General features: G+C 73.8%; 15 protein-coding genes. 9 read left to right on the top strand and 6 right to left on the bottom strand.

The window, feature by feature from the left end; all coding sequences use genetic code 11:
• Window positions 1–88 precede the first annotated feature (88 nt).
• On the top strand, window positions 89–880 hold the full coding sequence (locus tag EEW87_RS13970; protein ID WP_191680801.1) for an exodeoxyribonuclease III: 792 nt from the start codon (window positions 89–91) through the stop codon (window positions 878–880).
• A 5-nt stretch (window positions 881–885) separates the two neighbouring features.
• Window positions 886–1,779 (top strand): alpha/beta fold hydrolase, encoded by an 894-nt coding sequence (locus EEW87_RS13965; protein ID WP_123092468.1) that lies wholly within the window; start codon window positions 886–888, stop codon window positions 1,777–1,779.
• On the opposite strand, the gene EEW87_RS13960 is transcribed toward EEW87_RS13965, so the two are convergent.
• Both EEW87_RS13960 and EEW87_RS13955 read right to left on the bottom strand, forming a co-directional pair.
• Window positions 1,757–3,451: an MFS transporter gene (locus EEW87_RS13960; RefSeq protein WP_240341608.1), complete on the bottom strand. Its 1,695-nt coding sequence runs from the start codon at window positions 3,449–3,451 to the stop codon at window positions 1,757–1,759. The two genes, EEW87_RS13965 and EEW87_RS13960, sit on opposite strands and share 23 nt — an antisense overlap.
• Window positions 3,448–4,134, bottom strand: coding sequence for an LppX_LprAFG lipoprotein (locus tag EEW87_RS13955; protein WP_148041593.1), 687 nt, complete (start codon window positions 4,132–4,134; stop codon window positions 3,448–3,450). The genes EEW87_RS13960 and EEW87_RS13955 overlap by 4 nt, the downstream gene beginning before the upstream one ends.
• Window positions 4,135–4,259: 125 nt before the next feature.
• Between EEW87_RS13955 and EEW87_RS13950 the strand changes: the two genes are divergently transcribed.
• On the top strand, window positions 4,260–5,534 hold the full coding sequence (locus tag EEW87_RS13950) for an MFS transporter (protein ID WP_123092588.1): 1,275 nt from the start codon (window positions 4,260–4,262) through the stop codon (window positions 5,532–5,534).
• 60 nt (window positions 5,535–5,594) lie between these two features.
• Here EEW87_RS13950 and clpB read toward each other — a convergent pair whose 3' ends face one another.
• The gene (clpB, locus tag EEW87_RS13945) at window positions 5,595–8,168 is read right to left on the bottom strand and encodes an ATP-dependent chaperone ClpB (protein WP_123092470.1); all 2,574 of its coding nucleotides are present in this window, start codon (window positions 8,166–8,168) and stop codon (window positions 5,595–5,597) included.
• A 158-nt stretch (window positions 8,169–8,326) separates the two neighbouring features.
• On the opposite strand from clpB, the gene EEW87_RS13940 reads away from it, so the two are divergent.
• The 6 genes from EEW87_RS13940 to EEW87_RS13915 are packed head-to-tail and all read left to right on the top strand — an operon-like array spanning window position 8,327 to window position 14,249.
• Complete coding sequence (locus tag EEW87_RS13940) at window positions 8,327–9,454, top strand: FecCD family ABC transporter permease (protein ID WP_123092471.1); 1,128 nt, start codon at window positions 8,327–8,329, stop codon at window positions 9,452–9,454.
• Window positions 9,455–9,470: 16 nt separating this feature from the next.
• Window positions 9,471–10,472, top strand: coding sequence for an ABC transporter substrate-binding protein (locus EEW87_RS13935; RefSeq protein ID WP_123092472.1), 1,002 nt, complete (start codon window positions 9,471–9,473; stop codon window positions 10,470–10,472).
• Complete coding sequence (locus EEW87_RS13930) at window positions 10,469–11,248, top strand: ABC transporter ATP-binding protein (protein ID WP_123092473.1); 780 nt, start codon at window positions 10,469–10,471, stop codon at window positions 11,246–11,248. Before EEW87_RS13935 ends, EEW87_RS13930 begins: the two co-directional genes overlap by 4 nt.
• Window positions 11,245–11,949 (top strand): class I SAM-dependent methyltransferase, encoded by a 705-nt coding sequence (locus EEW87_RS13925; protein ID WP_123092474.1) that lies wholly within the window; start codon window positions 11,245–11,247, stop codon window positions 11,947–11,949. Before EEW87_RS13930 ends, EEW87_RS13925 begins: the two co-directional genes overlap by 4 nt.
• A gap of 38 nt (window positions 11,950–11,987) precedes the next feature.
• Window positions 11,988–13,157, top strand: coding sequence for an acyl-CoA dehydrogenase family protein (locus tag EEW87_RS13920; protein ID WP_123092475.1), 1,170 nt, complete (start codon window positions 11,988–11,990; stop codon window positions 13,155–13,157).
• 3 nt (window positions 13,158–13,160) lie between these two features.
• Window positions 13,161–14,249 (top strand): acyl-CoA dehydrogenase family protein, encoded by a 1,089-nt coding sequence (locus EEW87_RS13915; RefSeq protein WP_123092476.1) that lies wholly within the window; start codon window positions 13,161–13,163, stop codon window positions 14,247–14,249.
• Between the two features lie 130 nt (window positions 14,250–14,379).
• Here the strand turns inward: EEW87_RS13915 and EEW87_RS13910 are convergent, their stop codons facing one another.
• The 3 genes from EEW87_RS13910 to EEW87_RS13900 are packed head-to-tail and all read right to left on the bottom strand — an operon-like array spanning window position 14,380 to window position 17,270.
• The gene (locus EEW87_RS13910; RefSeq protein ID WP_123092477.1) at window positions 14,380–14,841 is read right to left on the bottom strand and encodes a MaoC family dehydratase; all 462 of its coding nucleotides are present in this window, start codon (window positions 14,839–14,841) and stop codon (window positions 14,380–14,382) included.
• A complete protein-coding gene (locus EEW87_RS13905) occupies window positions 14,838–16,064 on the bottom strand; it encodes an acetyl-CoA C-acetyltransferase (RefSeq protein ID WP_123092478.1) in 1,227 nt (408 codons plus the stop codon). The genes EEW87_RS13910 and EEW87_RS13905 overlap by 4 nt, the downstream gene beginning before the upstream one ends.
• A gap of 54 nt (window positions 16,065–16,118) precedes the next feature.
• Window positions 16,119–17,270: an acyl-CoA dehydrogenase family protein gene (locus tag EEW87_RS13900; protein WP_123092479.1), complete on the bottom strand. Its 1,152-nt coding sequence runs from the start codon at window positions 17,268–17,270 to the stop codon at window positions 16,119–16,121.
• Window positions 17,271–17,283: the final 13 nt, after the last annotated feature.

The following is a 17,283-nucleotide window of genomic DNA, read 5'->3' as shown; positions in this document are numbered from 1 at the left end:
CACCTCGACCAGCACAGCGGCTCCTCCCTTCGCCCTCGACCCTCGACGGGGCGGGCCCTTGTCGGTAGGGCTGCGTAGGGTGGCGGCCGTGCGCATCGCGACCTGGAACGTCAACTCCATCCGCTCTCGTGTCGACCGGGTGGTCGACTGGCTCGGTCGCTCCGAGACCGACGTCCTGCTCATGCAGGAGACCAAGGCCAAGGACGAGCAGTTCCCCTTCGCCCGCTTCGAGGAGCTGGGCTACGAGGTCGCGCACCACGGCCTCAACCAGTGGAACGGCGTCGCCATCGCCTCTCGGGTCGGGCTCGAGGACGTGTCGGTCGGCTTCCCCGACGTCCCTGGCTGGGGCGACCCCGCGGCCCCCGAGGCCCGTGCCATCGGCGCGACGTGCGGCGGCGTGCGCGCGTGGAGCCTCTACGTGCCCAACGGGCGCACCCTCGACGACCCGCACCTCGAGTACAAGCTGCAGTGGCTCGAGACCCTGCGCGCCCAGACCGCGGCCTGGCGGGCGGCCGAGCCCGACCTGCCGCTCGCGCTCGGCGGCGACTTCAACATCGCCCCCTTCGACGAGGACGTGTGGGACATGTCGGCCTTCGAGGGCAGCACCCACGTCTCCCCGCGCGAGCGGGCCGCCTTCCAGGCCTTCCTCGACGACGGCCTCGTCGACGTCGTGCGCCCGCACGCACCGGGCCCGGGCACCTTCACCTACTGGGACTACCAGCAGCTCGCCTTCCCGAAGAAGCGCGGCATGCGCATCGACTTCGTCCTCGGCACCCCCGCCCTCGCCGACCGCGTCCTCGGCGCGGCCATCGACCGCGAGGAGCGCAAGGGCAAGGGCGCGAGCGACCACGCCCCCGTCGTCGTCGAGCTGAAGGACTGACCGAGATGACGGGCACCTCCGAGGTCGTCACCCGCGAGGTCGTCAGCCCGGATGGCGCCCGGGTCCACGTCCTCGACCACCGCACGACCGGCGACGGCGACCTGCCGACGCTCGTCCTCGCCCACGGGTGGACGCTCGACCAGTCGAGCTGGGCGCGCGTCGTCTCCGCCCTGCAGCAGCGCCACGCGGTGCGCGTCGTCACCTACGACCAGCCGGGCCACGGGCTGTCGACGCTCGGGCGCGGGCGTCGGGCCACCGTGCGCGACCTCGGCGAGACCCTGCGCGCGGTCCTGTGCGAGGTGGTCCCCGACGGGCCCCTCGTCCTCGGCGGCCACTCGATGGGCGGCATGACGGTCATGGCCTACGCCGGGGCGCACCCCGACGAGCTGCACGAGCGCGCCCGCGGGGTCCTGCTCATGGCGACGACCCCCGAGCTGGCCTCCCTGCGCCGCCCGATCCGGGGCGAAGGGGTGGTCATGGGTCTGCAGTCCGTCCTCCCCTCGGCGGTCCCCTCCCTGCCGATGTCTCGCGACATGGTGCGACGGGCCACCTTCGGCGCCGACGAGCCCGACCCCCGCGACCTCGCCCATGTCATGAGCATGGGCCGGGCGACGAGCGCGCGGGCGACGGGCCGGTACTTCTCCGCGCTGCAGGGCCACGACGAGATCGGCTCCCTGCGCGTCTTCGCCGGCATCCCCACCGTCGTCCTCGCAGGCGAGCGCGACCGGCTCACGCCCGCGCGGTGGAGCCGGATGTACCACGAGCGCATCCCCGGGGCGGCGCTCGACGTCGTGCCGCGCGCGGGGCACATGCTCGCCTACGAGGCCACCGACCGGGTGGTCGAGCACCTCGAGGACCTGCTCCTCGGGCGGCCGCTCAGGAGCTCGCCGACGCCCTGACCCGCTCGGGCGAGCGCCCCAGCGTGAGCACCGCGACGACGGCCCCCAGGCCCGCGGCCAGCGCGGCCCCGGCGAAGACCGTCTCGACCTGCACCATCGCCGCACCGACGAGCGCGTCGGCGGAGGTCCGGTCGGCCGGGCTGAGCGCCGCGACCGCCTCGTAGTAGCGGTGCAGCCCGACCCCCGTCAGCAGGGCCAGCCCGACGACCATCCCGATCATCCGGGCGACGACGACGAGCGAGCTCGCGGTGCCGTGGGCGTACGACGGCGCGTCGGCCAGGGCGGCGTCGTTGACCGGCGCGAGGGCCAGGCCGGCGCCGAGGCCCGCCATGACGAGGACGGCGGTCGAGCTGACGACCGCGTCGAGCGAGCCGGTCCCCCACGTCGACATCGCCCCGAGCCCCGCGGCCATGAGCGCCAGGCCCGTGCCCGCGACGAGACCGGCCCCGAGGTGGCGCAGCAGCCAGCCCCCGACGAGTGCACCGACGGGCACCGCGACGAGGAAGCGCAGCAGGACCATCGCCGCATGGGTCTGGCCGCCGTCGGTCGTCAGCCGCGCGAGCAGCGGCACGTCGACGACGACGGAGACGAGCGCGACGCCGACGAGCACCGAGACGAGGAGCGCCCACCCGGTCCGCCCGCCGAGGGTGCCGCGCGGCACGAGCGGCGACGGGGCGGTGCGCTGACGCCACGCGAAGAGGCCTGCCGCGACGAGCGAGACCGGGAGCAGCGCGTAGCCGAGCGGCCCGACGACCTCGCGCTCCGGGTCGGCGGCGGCGAAGGTGAGCACGACGCAGCCGAGGGCGGTGCCGAGCAGCAGCGCCCCGACGAGGTCGCCCTCGCGCAGGGTCGGCCACCCCCGCCGGAGGGCGACCGCGAGCGCGATCGCGCCGAGGGCCAGCGCGAGCGCCCCCACCGGCGTGACCAGGCGGTGGTCCGCATCCCCGAGGGGGACGAAGGGGAGCCCGAGCGTCACGTCGGTGACGAGCCGTCGGGGCGCGGCGAGCGCCAGCCACAGCAGGGCGACCGCGACCGCACCCAGCGCGAGGCCCAGGCGGGCCGGGCGGGTGAGCGGGTCCCCCTTCGCCCCCTCCCGGTCGACGACCCGCAGGGCGACGGCGAGGACGAGGGCGAGGACGACGTTGAGCCAGAAGATCGCCCGCCAGTCGGCGACCGCGAGCACGGCGGCGCCGAGGACCGGCCCGAGGACGCTGCCGAGCTCCTGGACCGCGCCCACCATCCCGAGCGGCACGCCGCGGCGGCCCACGGGCCACAGGTCGGCGACGATCGCGAGGGTCGCCGGGACGAGGCCCCCGCCGCCGATCCCCTGGACGACCCGCCCGGCGACGAGGACGTCGAGGTCGACGGCGAGCGCGGTGACCCCGGAGCCGAGGACGAAGAGGACGAGGCAGGCGAGGAGGACCCGGCCGCGGGGCACGAGGTCGGCGAGGCGTCCGATGAGCGGCAGCACCGCGATGTAGCCGAGGAGGAAGCCGGAGATGATCGGCGTCGCCCGCTGCAGGCTGTCGAGCGTGAGGCCGACGCCGGCCATCATGTCGGTGAGGGCGAGGACGACGACGTAGGTGTCGGCTGCCGCGACGGCGACGCCGGCGCACGCGAGAGCGAGGAGCGCCCGGGGCCGGGTGGTCTGCCCCACGGCGGTGGCGCTCACGCGGGTGGCTCGACGGTGACGTCCTTGCCGTACTCGCTGAGGTCGACGGTGTACGTCGTGGTCTCGCCCGTGAAGAACTCCCCGGTGATCTCGGCGGTGCGCAGCTCGCCCGACCCCGGCTCGATGCCGTACGTCACCTCGAAGGTGTCGGCGTCCTCGCCGAGGAGGAAGAGGTCCTGGACGGGCTTCGCGGGCACGCTGCCGGTGTAGGACTGGAGGACGACGTCGCCGTCCCGGGTGCGCTCGCCGGCCGTGACGCCGGTGCTCTCGGCGACGACCTGGCCGACCCCGGAGCCGGTGCGGAAGAACTCCGCCGGGTTGGGCGCGCCGAGGTCGCTCATGTCGACGGGGTTGAAGTCGGAGGAGAAGAAGGACATCCACGTCTTGGCCCCGACGGCGATGATCTCGACGGACGCGGCGGTGCCGTCGATGACCCCTGTGACCTCACCCGAGAAGGCCGGGGTCTTCGCGTCGACCGAGCCGTCGCCGCTGGCCTTCGAGACGCCGTCCTGGCCCTGCGGCAGGCCGGAGCTGCTCAGCTCGATGTGCACTCCCCCGGCCTGCTCGAAGCGCTCCTGCGCCGTGCGCATCGCGTCCGCGGGCGCCGCGGCCTCCTCGCCGCCCGAGCACGCGGGCAGGAGCAGGGCCAGCGGGAGCAGGGCGATCAGCGGGCGTCGGCGCATGGGCGTCACGGTATCCGTCGCGCCGCCGCCCCCGTGGCGAGCCGCGCGCGGGTCGAGGTGATCCACGCCGGCCACGTCGGCGTGGATCACCTCGACCCGTCGGCGCGGGCATGATGTCCCCCGACATGACCCCTCCTGAGCCCCCGCGCGCACCCGTCCTCGAGCACGACCCCGCCACCGTCCAGCGACGGGTCCTGCGCGTCGTCGTCCTCGCGCAGGTGCTCGGCGGTGCCGGGCTCGCCGCGGGCGTCACCGTCGGAGCGCTGCTCGCCGAGCAGATGCTCGGCAGCGCAGGTCTCGCCGGGCTGCCGACCGCGCTCTTCACCCTCGGCTCGGCCCTCACCGCCTACCTCGTCGGCCAGGTGAGCCAGCGCCGCGGGCGCCGGGTGGGTCTCGGGGCGGGCTTCGTCGCCGGGGGCGTGGGCGCCGCCGGGGTCGTCGTCGCCGCGGCGCTCGACACCGTGCCGCTGCTCCTCGTGGCCCTCTTCGTCTACGGGGCGGGCACGGCGACCAACCTCCAGGCCCGGTACGCCGGCACCGACCTCGCCCGGCCGCACGAGCGGGGCAAGGCCATCAGCGTCGCCCTCGTCTCGACGACGCTCGGCGCGGTGGCCGGGCCCAACCTCGTCTCGCCGCTCGGCGACCTCGCCGAGGGCCTCGGGCTGCCGGCGCTCGCGGGCCCCTTCCTCCTCGCGTGCGTCGCCTACGTCGCCGCCGGGGTCGCCGTGCTCGTCCTGATGCGCCCGGACCCCCTGCTCCTCGCCCGCCAGCTCGAGAGCCGTGCCGCCACCGACGCCACGGCTGCCGACGCCGGCGCGGTCGCCGCACCGGTCGGCCGCGGCGCCGTCGTCGGCGGGGCGATCATGGTGCTCACGCAGCTGGCGATGGTCGCCGTCATGACGATGACCCCGGTCCACATGCGCGCGCACGACCACGACCTCTCCGCGGTCGGTCTCGTCATCGGGCTGCACATCGCCGCGATGTACCTGCCCTCACCCGTCACCGGGATGCTCGTCGACCGGCTCGGCCGGGTGCCCGTCGCGACCGGCGCAGCCGTGGTCCTCCTCGCCGCCGGGGTGACCGCGGCCGTCGCACCAGCCGACTCGCTCCCCGTCCTCGTCCTCGCGCTCGTCCTGCTCGGCCTGGGGTGGAACCTCGGCCTCGTCTCGGGCACCGCCCTCGTCGTCGACTCGACGACGCCGTCGCAGCGCTCGCGCGTGCAGGGCAACCTCGACGTCCTCGTCGCCCTGTCCGGCGCGTCGGCCGGTGTCATGTCCGGGGTGGTCGTCGCGACGACGAGCTATCCCGCCCTCGGTCTCGGCGCCGGCCTGCTCGCCCTGTGCCTCGTGCCCGTCCTGCTCTGGTGGCGCCTCGAGCGGCCCCAGACACAGTCGAGGTGATCCACGCCGACCTCGTCGGCGCGGATCACCTCGACCCGGGCGAAGGGGGAACCCCACCCGTCATCGCAGGGTGAGGGACACCCCTTCGTCGTCGGTGTCGACGACCACCGTCTGCCCGTCGCGGATGTCGCCGCCGAGCAGCCCCGTCGCCAGCCGGTCGCCGATCTCCTTCTGCACGAGGCGGCGCAGCGGCCGGGCGCCGTACGCCGGGTCGTAGCCCTTCTCCGCCAGCCAGGTCCGCGCGTCGTCGGTGACGTCGAGGTCGATGCGACGGTCGGCGAGGCGGGTCGCCAGCTCGCGCACCTGCAGCTCGACGATGTGGCCGAGCTCGTCGCGGCTCAGCGGGTCGAAGATGACGACCTCGTCGAGCCGGTTGAGGAACTCGGGCTTGAAGGCCGTCCGTACCGCCCCCATGACCGCCTCGCGCGCCGTCGCCGGGTCGACGAGCGGGTCGACGAGGTACTGGCTGCCGAGGTTGCTCGTGAGCACGAGGATGACGTTGCGGAAGTCGACCGTGCGGCCCTGCCCGTCGGTGAGCCGCCCGTCGTCGAGCACCTGGAGCAGGATGTCGAAGGTCTCCGGGTGCGCCTTCTCGACCTCGTCGAGCAGGACGACGCTGTACGGCCGACGACGCACCGCCTCGGTGAGCTGACCGCCCTCCTCGTACCCGACGTACCCGGGGGGCGCGCCGATGAGGCGGGCCACCGAGTGCCGCTCGGAGTACTCCGACATGTCGATGCGCACCATCGCGCGCTCGTCGTCGAAGAGGAAGTCGGCGAGCGACTTCGCGAGCTCGGTCTTGCCGACACCCGTGGGCCCGAGGAAGAGGAAGGACCCGGTCGGCCGGTCGGGGTCGGCGATGCCGGCCCGGCTGCGGCGCACGGCGTCGCTCACGGCCTGGACCGCGCTGGTCTGCCCGATGAGGCGCGAGCCGATGATCGACTCCATCGACAGCAGCTTCTCGCTCTCGCCCTGGAGCAGGCGGCCCGCAGGGATGCCCGTCCACGCCGAGATGACCTCGGCGATGTCGTCGGCGCCGACCCGCTCCTTGACCATGAGGTCCTCGTCGCCGCTGCGGGCGCTCTCGGCCGCGTCGGCCCGGGCGAGCTCGGCCTCGAGAGCCGGGATCTCGCCGTAGAGGACCCGCGAGGCCCCCTCGTAGTCGCCGTCGCGCTGCATCCGCTCGGCGGAGGTGCGCAGGTCGTCGAGGCGGGCGCGCAGCTCGCCGACCTGGTTCAGGCCCGTCTTCTCCTGCTCCCAGCGGGCGGTGAGGGCGGCGAGCTCCTCACGACGCTCGGCGAGCTCGGTCTCGAGCCGGTCGAGGCGCTCACGGCTGGCGTCGTCGGTCTCGCGGGCGAGGTGGAGCTTCTCCATCTCCATCCGCGCGACGGCGCGCTGCAGCTCGTCGATCTCGACGGGGCTCGAGTCGATCTCCATGCGCAGCCGCGAGGCGGCCTCGTCGACGAGGTCGATCGCCTTGTCGGGCAGCTGGCGGCCGCTGATGTAGCGGTCGGACAGGGCGGCCGCGGCGACGAGCGCCGAGTCCTCGATCTCGACCTTGTGGTGCGCCTCGTAGCGCTCCTTGAGACCGCGCAGGATCGCGACGGTGTCGGGCACGCTCGGCTCCCCGACGTAGACCTGCTGGAAGCGGCGCTCGAGGGCAGGGTCCTTCTCGACGTGCTGGCGGAACTCGTCGAGCGTCGTCGCGCCGACGAGCCGCAGCTCGCCGCGCGCGAGCATCGGCTTGAGCATGTTGCCCGCGTCCATCGCGCCCTCGCCGGTGGCCCCGGCGCCGACGACGGTGTGCAGCTCGTCGATGAAGGTGATGATCTCCCCGTCGCTGGCCTTGATCTCCTCGAGGACGGACTTCAGCCGCTCCTCGAACTCGCCGCGGTACTTCGCACCGGCGACCATCGCCCCGAGGTCGAGGCTGACGAGGCGCTTGTCGCGCAGGCTCTCGGGCACGTCGCCGTCGACGACGCGCTGCGCCAGACCCTCGACGACGGCGGTCTTGCCGACGCCGGGCTCGCCGATGAGGACGGGGTTGTTCTTCGTGCGGCGCGAGAGCACCTGGACGACGCGGCGGATCTCGGAGTCACGGCCGATGACCGGGTCGAGCTTGCCGTCGCGCGCCATCTGGGTGAGGTCGGTGCCGTACTCGGCGAGGGCGTCGCCGCCCTCGGCCGGGGTCTCCGAGGTCACCTTGCGACCGGCGCGCAGCTCGTCGACCTTCGCCTCGAGATCGGCGGCGCCGCGCTTCTCGACGGCGGCGAGGTGACCGGTCTCGGCGAGCGCGAGCAGCAGGAGGTCGAAGGCGAGGAAGGTGTCCCCCTTCGCCCGCATGAGGGTGTCGCCCTGCTGGAGGACGGCCATCGCCTCACGGCCGAAGGTGGGTGCCTGGGTCGTCGACCCGGCGACCGACGGCAGGGCGGCGACCGCCCGGTCGGCCATGGCGAGCACATGGCTCGCCCCGGTGCCGGCGGCCTGCAGCAGCGCGTCGGCCTGCGCGGTGTCGACGCGCAGCAGCGCGCTGGTGATGTGGGCCGGGGTGATCTCGGCGTGCCCCTCGGTCTGGGCGGACCGCTGGGCGAGGGCGAGGGCCTCGGCGACCTTGGTCGTCGGCTTGAGCTCCATGTGACTCCTTGTCTTCACGAGCAGGGAAGGTGATCTGCCAGGTGCAACGCCTGCGAAGTTGAGTCTATTTCGCTCAACTTCGTCGGCGTCACCGTCCGGGGCGTACGGTCTAGCTGCACATCGTTCGCAACACGAACCCCCCGACCCGAGGAGCCGTCGTGCCCCAGCCCGCCCCGCCCACGGCCGGGCCGGCGACCCCTTCGCCCGCCCGCAGCACGACGCTCCTCGCGCAGGACGACCTCGGCGTCGTGGGCCGCCGTCGCCGCACGACGGCCTGGCTGCTCGGCCTCGGCGCAGGCCTGCTCGCCACCCTCGTCCTCGCCGTCGGCATCGGCGCGGTCACGGTGCCCGCCGGCACCACCCTGCGCGTCGTCGGCCACCACGCTCTCGGCCTCGGCGAGCGGACGTGGAGCCTGTCGCGAGACGCGATCATCTGGGACGTCCGCCTCCCCCGCGTCGTCCTCGGCGCTGCGGTCGGCGCCGGCCTCGCGGTGTGCGGCGTCGCGCTCCAGGCGATGGTGCGCAACGTCCTCGCCGACCCCTACCTGCTCGGCGTGAGCTCGGGGGCCTCGAGCGGGGCGGCCGCCGCCATCCTCTTCGGCGTCGGCGCGGGCCTGGGCCAGCACGCCCTCCCGGTGAGCGCCTTCGCCGGGGCGCTCGCCGCCTCCCTCCTCGTGCTCGTCGTCGCCCGCTCCGGCGGGCGCGTCACCTCGATCCGGCTGCTGCTCGCCGGCGTCGCGGTCGGGTACGCGCTCTACGCCCTGACGAGCTTCCTTATCTTCGCCGCCGACTCCGCCGAGGGGTCGCGCTCGGTGCTCTTCTGGCTCCTCGGGTCGCTCGGCCTCGCGTCGTGGACCGCCCCGCTCGCCGTCGTGTGCGTCGTCGTCCTCGGGACCGTCCTCGTGCTCACCCACGCCGGGCGCCGGCTCGACGTCCTCGCCATCGGCGACGAGACCGCGCAGACCCTCGGGCTCACGCCCGACCGGCTGCGCGTGCGCCTGCTCGTGCTCGTCTCGCTGTGCATCGGCGTCGTCGTCTCGGCCGCCGGGAGCATCGGCTTCGTCGGCCTCGTCGTCCCGCACCTCGCCCGGCGGGCAGTCGGCTCGTCGCACCGCGCCGTCGTACCCGTCGCCGCGCTCATGGGCGCGATCCTGCTCGTCTGGGCCGATGTCGTCGCGCGCACCCTGCTCCAGCCGCAGGAGATCCCGATCGGCATCCTCACCAGCCTCGTCGGCGCGCCCTTCCTGCTCGTCCTCATCCGCCGCATGCACGTCTCGTCCACCTGATCCCGGAAGGCCCTCGATGCCCCTTCGCCCCCTGCGCGCCGCGTCCCTGGCCGCCGCCGTCGCCCTGCTCGCCTCGTGCGGCACCGACGAGCCGGCGGGCACCGCCGCGACGGCGCCCGACGACGGGCACTACCCGCTGACGACGACGAGCTGCGGCGAGGAGGTGACGATCGAGGCCGAGCCCACCGACGTCGTGCTGCTCAAGAGCGCGTGGGTGCCCTACCTCGACACCCTCGGCGTCCTCGACCACGTGACGGCGAAGGCCGGCGCCTACCCCCAGGGCTACTACGACGACGAGACGAACGCCGCGGTCGAGGGCATCGACTCGCTCACCGACCGGATGGACTCGAGCGGCCACCTGCTCATCTCCAAGGAGGCGGTCGTCGCCCGGGAGCCCGACCTCGTCCTCGGTCAGGTCGAGAACCTCGACCGCGCCTCGCTCGCCGAGCTCGGGATCCCCCTGCTCGAGGTCGGGGGCCTGTGCCCGACCGGGGGCCCCGCCCCCTCCTTCGAGGCGATCGGCACCGAGCTCGAGGAGCTCGGGCGGGTCTTCCACCGCGAGGACGAGGCGGCGAATGCTGCCCGCGACCTCGAGGAGCGCGTCGAGACGATCACCGCCTCCGTGCCCTCGGACGAGGACCGCACGGCCGCCGTGCTCTACCCGACGGTCGGCGGCGGCACCACGTACGCCTACGGCAGCCGCTCGATGGCCGACCCGCAGCTCGAGGCGGCCGGGCTGACCAACGTCTACGCGGACGTCGACGAGCGGGTCTTCGAGGTGACCACCGAGAGCCTGCTCGAGGAGGACCCGGACGTCGTCGTCCTGCTCTACTCCGACGGCGAACCGGCGAAGGTCGAGGACGCCCTCACGGCGCTGCCGGGCGCCGAGCGCCTCACGGCCGTGCGCGACGACGCCGTCATCACCCAGCTCTTCAACTTCACCGAGCCGGCCAGCCCGCTCGCCGTCGACGGCCTCGAGCGCATCGTCGAGGAGCTGGCGACGGAGGGTGCCCGGTGATCGAGGCGCGCGGGCTGAGCTTCGCCTACGGCGCGAGCACGGTCCTCGACGACGTCGACCTCACCGTGCGGCCCGGCCGGGTCCTCGGACTCATCGGGCCCAACGGCTCGGGCAAGACGACGCTGCTGCGCTGCCTCCACGGCGGCCTGCGCCCGCGGGCCGGCTCGGTGGCGGTCGACGGCACCCCGGTGAGCGCGATGTCGCCGGCCCAGCTCGCCCGCGAGATCTCCGTCGTCGTGCAGGAGGCCGGCGGCGAGAGCACGCTGAGCGTCGCCGAGCTCGTCCTGCTCGGGCGCACCGCTCACCTCGGCGGCTTCGTGCGGGCCCGGCCGCAGGACGAGGCCGCCGCCCGGGCCGCCCTCGTGCGGGTCGGCGCGCTGCACCTCGCCCGCCGCGACATCTCCGAGCTCTCCGGCGGCGAGCGCCAACGGGTCCTCGTCGCTCGCGGCCTGGCCCAGCAGGCCGGCCACCTCCTCCTCGACGAGCCGACCAACCACCTCGACATCCGCTACCAGCACGAGGTGCTCACCCTGCTGCGCGGGCTCGAGCAGACCGTCGTCGTCGTACTCCACGACCTCAACCTCGCCGCGGCCTACTGCGACGACCTCGTCCTGCTCGACCGCGGCCGGGTCGCCGGGCGCGGGACGACCTCCGAGGTCCTCGACCCCGACCTGCTGCGCCGGGTCTACGAGATCGACGTCGACCGGCTCGACCGGGACGGCCGCGTCCACCTGCTCTTCACCCCCCTGGCCCGCCACGAGGAGATCTCCGCATGAGCATCCAGCCCCGCATCGACGACTACTGGACCCACCGGGCCCCCGCCTACGACTCCGGCCAGCGCCGCCCCGAGCGCTGGGACGACGACGCGGCGATGTGGTCGTCCATCTGGTCGCAGGCGCTGCCGAACACCCCCTCGAGAGTGCTCGACCTCGGCACCGGCACCGGGCACGCCGCGCTGCTCGTCGCCGGGCTCGGCCACGACGTCACCGGCGTCGACAGCTCGCCGGGAATGCTCGAGATCGCGCAGGAGCACGCCGACCGCGCCCGGGCGGACGGCCGCCCCGCACCCACCTTCGCCCTCGGCGACGCCGTGGATCCCCCCTTCGCCGAGGGCTCGCTCGACGCCGTCATCTGTCGCTACGTCACGTGGACCCTGCGCGAGCCGGTGGCCGCGCTCTCGCGGTGGCGCGGGCTGCTGCGGCCGGGAGGGGTGCTCGCCGTCGTCGACAGCACGTGGTTCACCGACGGCCTCGAGGGCTCGCCGCCCGAGTTCGTCGACGCGTACGGACCGGTGCTCGCCGACCTGCCGCTGGCCCTCGCGTCGAGCATCGAGCCGACGGTGGCGGCGATCCGCGAGGCCGGGTTCACCGACGTCTTCGTGCGCGACCTCACCGAGGTCCTCGAGGCCGACGAGCGCCACGGTGCGGCGCCCGGCCATCGCCCGCGGATGCAGCACCTCGTGACCGCGCGCACCTGACCCTTCTAGGTGAGCGCTTGCTCAGCTAGGGTCCAGACATGCACCGACGCCTGAGTCCTGAGGACGCCGCCCACCAGCAGCGGATGCGCGAGTACTTCACCACGGAGTTCCCCCAGGAGCTGCGCGGTCTGCTCGCCCGATCCGACGACTTCGACCCCGCGGACCTGCGCCGCAGCCAGGCCGCGCTGGCCGATGCCGGGCTCGCCGCCCCGGGCTGGCCGAGCGAGTGGGGCGGCCAGGACTGGACGAGCCTGCAGAAGTTCATCTGGGACAGCGAGCTGCAGCGCGCCTCCGTCGCGCCGCCGCTGGCCTTCAACACCTCGATGGTCGGCCCGGTCATCGCGACCTTCGGCTCGCAGGAGCAGAAGGAGCGCTTCCTGCCCAAGACCGCGAGCTGCGAGATCTGGTGGTGCCAGGGCTTCTCCGAGCCCGACGCCGGCTCCGACCTCGCCTCGCTGCGCACGACGGCCGTGCGCGAGGGCGACGAGTACGTCGTCAACGGGCAGAAGATCTGGACCACGCTCGGCCAGCACGCCGACTGGATCTTCGCCCTCGTGCGCACCGACCCGACCGCGAAGAAGCAGCAGGGCATCTCCTTCCTGCTCATCGACATGCAGACCCCGGGCATCACCGTGCGCCCGATCCGCCTGCTCGACGGCGGCGTCGAGGTCAACGAGGTCTTCTTCGAGGACGTCCGCGTGCCCGCCGACCAGCTCGTCGGCGAGGAGAACAAGGGCTGGGACTACGCGAAGTTCCTCCTCGGCAACGAGCGCGTCGGCGTCGCGAACGTCGGGCTCATCAAGCGCTGGCTCTCGGAGGTCAAGGAGCACGCCGCGCAGGTCCGCGAGGGCGAGGGCAGCCTGCTCGACGACCCCGCGATCGCGGCCCGCTTCGCCGAGCTCGAGGCCGAGCTCATGGCCCTCGAGCTCACCGTCGTGCGCGTCAGCGGCGGCAGCAAGGACGGCCGGCCGGACCCGGCCTCGTCGATCCTCAAGCTGCGCGGCTCGGAGCTGCAGCAGGAGGTCCTCGAGCTGGCGATCGACGTCGCCGGCCCGATGGCCCACGTCTGGGACGACGACGAGCTGCCCGAGTGGGCGACCGGCTCGGTCCCGGAGTACCTCAACTTCCGCAAGGCGACCATCTACGGCGGCTCGAGCGAGGTCCAGCGGGGCATCATCGCGGCCACGATCCTGAAGCTGAAGGGCTGACACATGGACTTCACGACCACCGACGAGCAGCGCGCCCTCGCCGACGCCACCCGGGGCGTGCTCTCGCGCCACGGCTCCCCCGCCGCCGAGTCCGGCTCCTCCGCGCAGCCCCCCGCCCACGACACCGCGCTGTGGCAGGCGCTCGTCGAGCTCGGCATCCCGGCGATGCCGTGGTCCGAGGAGGACGGCGGCGTCGGGGCCGGCATCACCGACCTCGCGGCCGCTGCGACCGAGCTCGGCCGGGGCCGCATCCAGGCCCCGCTGGCCGAGACCGTCCTCGCCGGCACCCTCGTCGCCCGCCTCGCCCCCGCCGAGCTGCGCCAGCAGGTGCTCGGTGCGGTGAGCGAGGGCGAGGCCCTGCTCGTGCCGGCGCTCGACGAGCCGATGCGCACCTTCGACCCGACGCCGCACGACGTGCGGGCCGAGGAGGGCGCCGACGGCTGGCAGGTCACCGGCGTCAAGGCCCCGGTGCGATACGCCCCGGCCGCCACCCACGTCGTCCTCACCGCCCGCACCGCGAGCGGCACGGGCGTCTTCCTCCTCACCGACCCGGGCGCCACCGCCGAGCGGCTCGACCTCGACGGCGCGTCGGTCACCCTGCTCGCCGAGGGCGAGGCCGCCGAGGAGGCGCTGCGCGACGCGCTCGCCGTCGCCGGAGCGTTGCTGTGCGCCGAGGCGCTGGGCGCGATGGAGGAGGCGCTGCGGATGACGACCGACTACCTGCGCACGCGCAAGCAGTTCGGCGTCCCGCTCGCCGCCTTCCAGGCGCTCACCCACCGCGCCGCGGACATGTACGCCCAGCTCGAGCTGGCGCGCAGCGCGACCCTCTTCGCCGCGATGTCGGCGGAGGAGTCGCCGGTCGACGTCGACGCGGTCCTGCGGGCCCGGGTCGTCGTCGACAAGGCCGCCCGGCTCATCGGCCAGGAGGCCATCCAGCTGCACGGCGGCATCGGCGTCACCGCGGAGTACCCGGTGGGCCACCTCAGCGCGCGCCTGACGATGATCTCGCGCACGTGGGGCAGCACCCGCAGCCACCTCGCGACCCTGGGCAGCCGGGTCGCCGAGCACCGCTCGGTCGACGTGCTCGGCTAGACCCCGCGCTACGGCGCAGGTAGTGGTCGTCATCGCGACCAGTACTGCGTGGTAGCCCGCAGCGGACGTGCGAAGGGGGACGAGGCCAGGCTTCGTCCCCCTTCGTCGTCCCCGGAGGGGTGGGGCCCTTTCAGCCGGTGACGAGGGTGATCTGCCGCGCGACGCAGGCAGGTCGCTCGACACCTTCGATCTCGACGACGTAGCGGGTGACGACCTGGGTCCCCTTCGGCAGGTCGTTGACCTCCTCGAAGGTCGCGGTCCCCCGGATCCGCGAGCCGACCCGCACGGGGTTGGTGAAGCGCACGCCCTCCAGGCCGTAGTTGAGCCGGGCGCTGCCGAGCTCGAGCGCGAAGAGCTCGGCGCCGAAGGAGGGCAGCAGCGACAGGGTGAGGAAGCCGTGCGCGATCGTGCCGCCGAAGGGGCCGGCCTCGGCGCGCTCGACGTCGACGTGGATCCACTGGTGGTCGCCGGTGGCATCCGCGAAGAGGTCGACCCGCTCCTGGGTGATCTCGACCCACTCGGTGCTGCCGAGCTCGTGCCCGACGAGCGCCCGCAGGTCCTCGATGGTGGCGATGGTGCGCGGGGTGCTCATGCGTGTGCCCTCTCGAAGATCGCGGCCAGGCCCTGGCCGCCGCCGATGCACATCGTGGCCAGTCCGTACCGGCCCTCGCGGCGGTGCAGCTCGCGGGCCAGCGCCCCGGTCATCCGGCCGCCGGTGGCCCCGACGGGGTGACCCAGGGAGATGCCCGAGCCGTGGACGTTGGTGCGCTCGTGGTCGGCCTCGGTGAAGCCCCACTCGCGCATCACCGCCAGGGCCTGCGCGGCGAAGGCCTCGTTGAGCTCGATGACGTCGATGTCGGCCAGGGTCAGACCGGCGACGTCCAGCGCCTTCGCGGTCGCCGGGACCGGGCCGATGCCCATCGTCTTCGGTGGTGTGCCCGCCACGGCCCAGGACCGCAGGCTCATCAGCGGGGTCAGGCCCTGCGCGGCCGCGGTCGCGCGGTCGGCGACGACGACGAAGGCGGCCGCGTCGTTCTGCCCCGAGGCGTTGCCCGCGGTCACGGTCGCCTCAGGATCACCCGCGCCCAGGATCGGGCGCAGCCGCGCCAGGGACTCCATCGAGGTGTCGGGGCGGATGTGCTCGTCGACCTCGACGACGAGGTCCTCGCCCCGGCGCTGCGGCACGCGCACCGGCACGATCTCCTGCGCGAGCAGCCCCTCGCGCTGCGCCGCCGCGGCGCGCTGGTGGGACTGCACCGCCAGCGCGTCCTGCTCCTCACGGCTGATGGAGTACTCGCGGCGCAGGTTCTCCGCCGTCTCGATCATCCCGCCCGGCACCGGGTAGTTCACCCCGCCCGCGGTCTCGCGGCCGCGGCTCATCATGTCGTGCACGCGCACGCCGGTGCCCTTCGCGCCCCAGCGCATGTCCATGGAGTAGAAGGGCGCGTTGCTCATCGACTCCACCCCACCGGCCACGACGCAGTCGTTGGCGCCGGTCAGGACCTGCATCACGCCCTGGATGATCGCCTGCAGACCCGAGCCGCAGCGCCGGTCGAGCTGCATGCCGGTCGTCGTGACCGGCAGACCGGCATCCAGCGCGACGACCCGGCCGATGGCCGGGGCCTCGCCGTTGGCGTAGCAGTGGCCGAGGATCACGTCCTCGACCGCAGCCGGGTCGATGCCCGTGCGCTCGATCAGACCGGTCATCAGCTGGGTGCCGATCTGGGCGGGCAGCAGGGGCTGCATCGAGCCGCCGAACGCACCGACCGCGGTGCGGTACGGGGCGCAGACGACGACGTCCTGGGGGTCACGCATGAGAGATCTCCCGAGCTGGTGGGACGGTCCGGCTGACGAAGGGGGCGGTGACGCTCATCGGGTCGACGCCCCGCGGATCATCTGCTTGGCGATGATCGTGCGCTGGATCTCGCTCGTGCCCTCGTAGAGGCGGAAGAGACGGGCGTCGCGGTAGAAGCGCGACACCTTCGAGTCCTGCATGTAGCCCATCCCCCCGTGGATCTGCACCGCCCGGTCGGCCACCCGGTCGACCATCTCGCTGCAGTAGAGCTTCGCCGCGGACGGGCCGAGGCGTCGGTCGCTCCCGTCGTCGTAGGCGCGGGCCGCCTCGACGACGAGCGCCCGGCCGGCCATCGCCTCCGTGCGGCAGTCCGCGAGCATCCCCTGCACGAGCTGGAAGTCGGCGATGCGGGTGCCCCCCTGGGTCTGGTCGAGGGAGTGCCGGAGGGCCTCGTCGGTGAGCCGCTCGGCGAGACCGACGCAGGTCGCGCCGATGTGGAGGCGGCCCTTCGCCAGCGAGCGCATCGCGGCGGCGAAGCCCTCGCCCTCGACCCCGCCGACGAGGCACTCGGCCCCGACCCGCACCCCCTCGAGGGAGACCTCGGCGGTGTGCGCGCCGCGCTGGCCCATCTTCGCGTCCTTCGGGCCGACCGTCACGCCCTCGAGCGAGGTGTCGACGACGAAGACCGAGATCCCCTTCGTGCCCTCGGAGACGTCGCCCGTGCGGGCGAAGACCATGAGGAGATCGGCCTGCGGCGCGTTGGTGATGTACCGCTTCTGCCCGCTGATGACGTAGTCGTCGCCGTCGCGCACCGCCTTCGTGCGCAGCCCCGAGGGGTCCGAGCCGGCGTCGGGCTCGGTGAGCGCGAAGGACGCGACGAGCTCGCCCGCCGCCAGGCCCGGCAGGTAGGCCTGCTTCTGCTCGTCGGTGCCGAAGTTCACGAGGACCTGGCCGGCGATGCCGTTGTTCGTGCCGAACATCGAGCGGAAGGCAGGGGTCGTGCGCCCGACGACCATCGCCAGGCGCACCTCCTCGCTCATCGTCAGCCCCAGCCCGCCGTACTGCTCGGGCAGGGCGTACCCGAAGAGGCCCATGTCGGCCGCGGCGCGGCGGACACGCTCCGGGATGGCGTCGGTGCTCTCGATCTCGTCCTCGGCGGGCACGACCACCTCCTCCACGAGCGCTGCCACGGTCGCCAGGACCTCGTCGAACTCGGTGCTCTCCACGTCGATCGGACTC

It is taken from the genome of Janibacter melonis (assembly GCF_003721155.3).
In the GTDB taxonomy this organism is placed as follows: Bacteria; Actinomycetota; Actinomycetes; order Actinomycetales; family Dermatophilaceae; genus Marihabitans; species Marihabitans melonis.
This window is presented reverse-complemented; position numbering and strand designations above follow the sequence as displayed.

What these genes read in the sequence shown, in the direction of transcription:
- EEW87_RS13965 (WP_123092468.1), top strand. Translation starts at nt 886, where the DNA reads ATGACGGGCACCTCCGAGGTCGTCACCCGCGAGGTCGTCAGCCCGGAT.
- EEW87_RS13955 (WP_148041593.1), bottom strand. Translation starts at nt 4,134, where the DNA reads ATGCGCCGACGCCCGCTGATCGCCCTGCTCCCGCTGGCCCTGCTCCTG.
- EEW87_RS13950 (WP_123092588.1), top strand. Translation starts at nt 4,260, where the DNA reads ATGACCCCTCCTGAGCCCCCGCGCGCACCCGTCCTCGAGCACGACCCC.
- clpB (WP_123092470.1), bottom strand. Translation starts at nt 8,168, where the DNA reads ATGGAGCTCAAGCCGACGACCAAGGTCGCCGAGGCCCTCGCCCTCGCC.
- EEW87_RS13935 (WP_123092472.1), top strand. Translation starts at nt 9,471, where the DNA reads ATGCCCCTTCGCCCCCTGCGCGCCGCGTCCCTGGCCGCCGCCGTCGCC.
- EEW87_RS13925 (WP_123092474.1), top strand. Translation starts at nt 11,245, where the DNA reads ATGAGCATCCAGCCCCGCATCGACGACTACTGGACCCACCGGGCCCCC.
- EEW87_RS13920 (WP_123092475.1), top strand. Translation starts at nt 11,988, where the DNA reads ATGCACCGACGCCTGAGTCCTGAGGACGCCGCCCACCAGCAGCGGATG.
- EEW87_RS13915 (WP_123092476.1), top strand. Translation starts at nt 13,161, where the DNA reads ATGGACTTCACGACCACCGACGAGCAGCGCGCCCTCGCCGACGCCACC.
- EEW87_RS13910 (WP_123092477.1), bottom strand. Translation starts at nt 14,841, where the DNA reads ATGAGCACCCCGCGCACCATCGCCACCATCGAGGACCTGCGGGCGCTC.
- EEW87_RS13905 (WP_123092478.1), bottom strand. Translation starts at nt 16,064, where the DNA reads ATGCGTGACCCCCAGGACGTCGTCGTCTGCGCCCCGTACCGCACCGCG.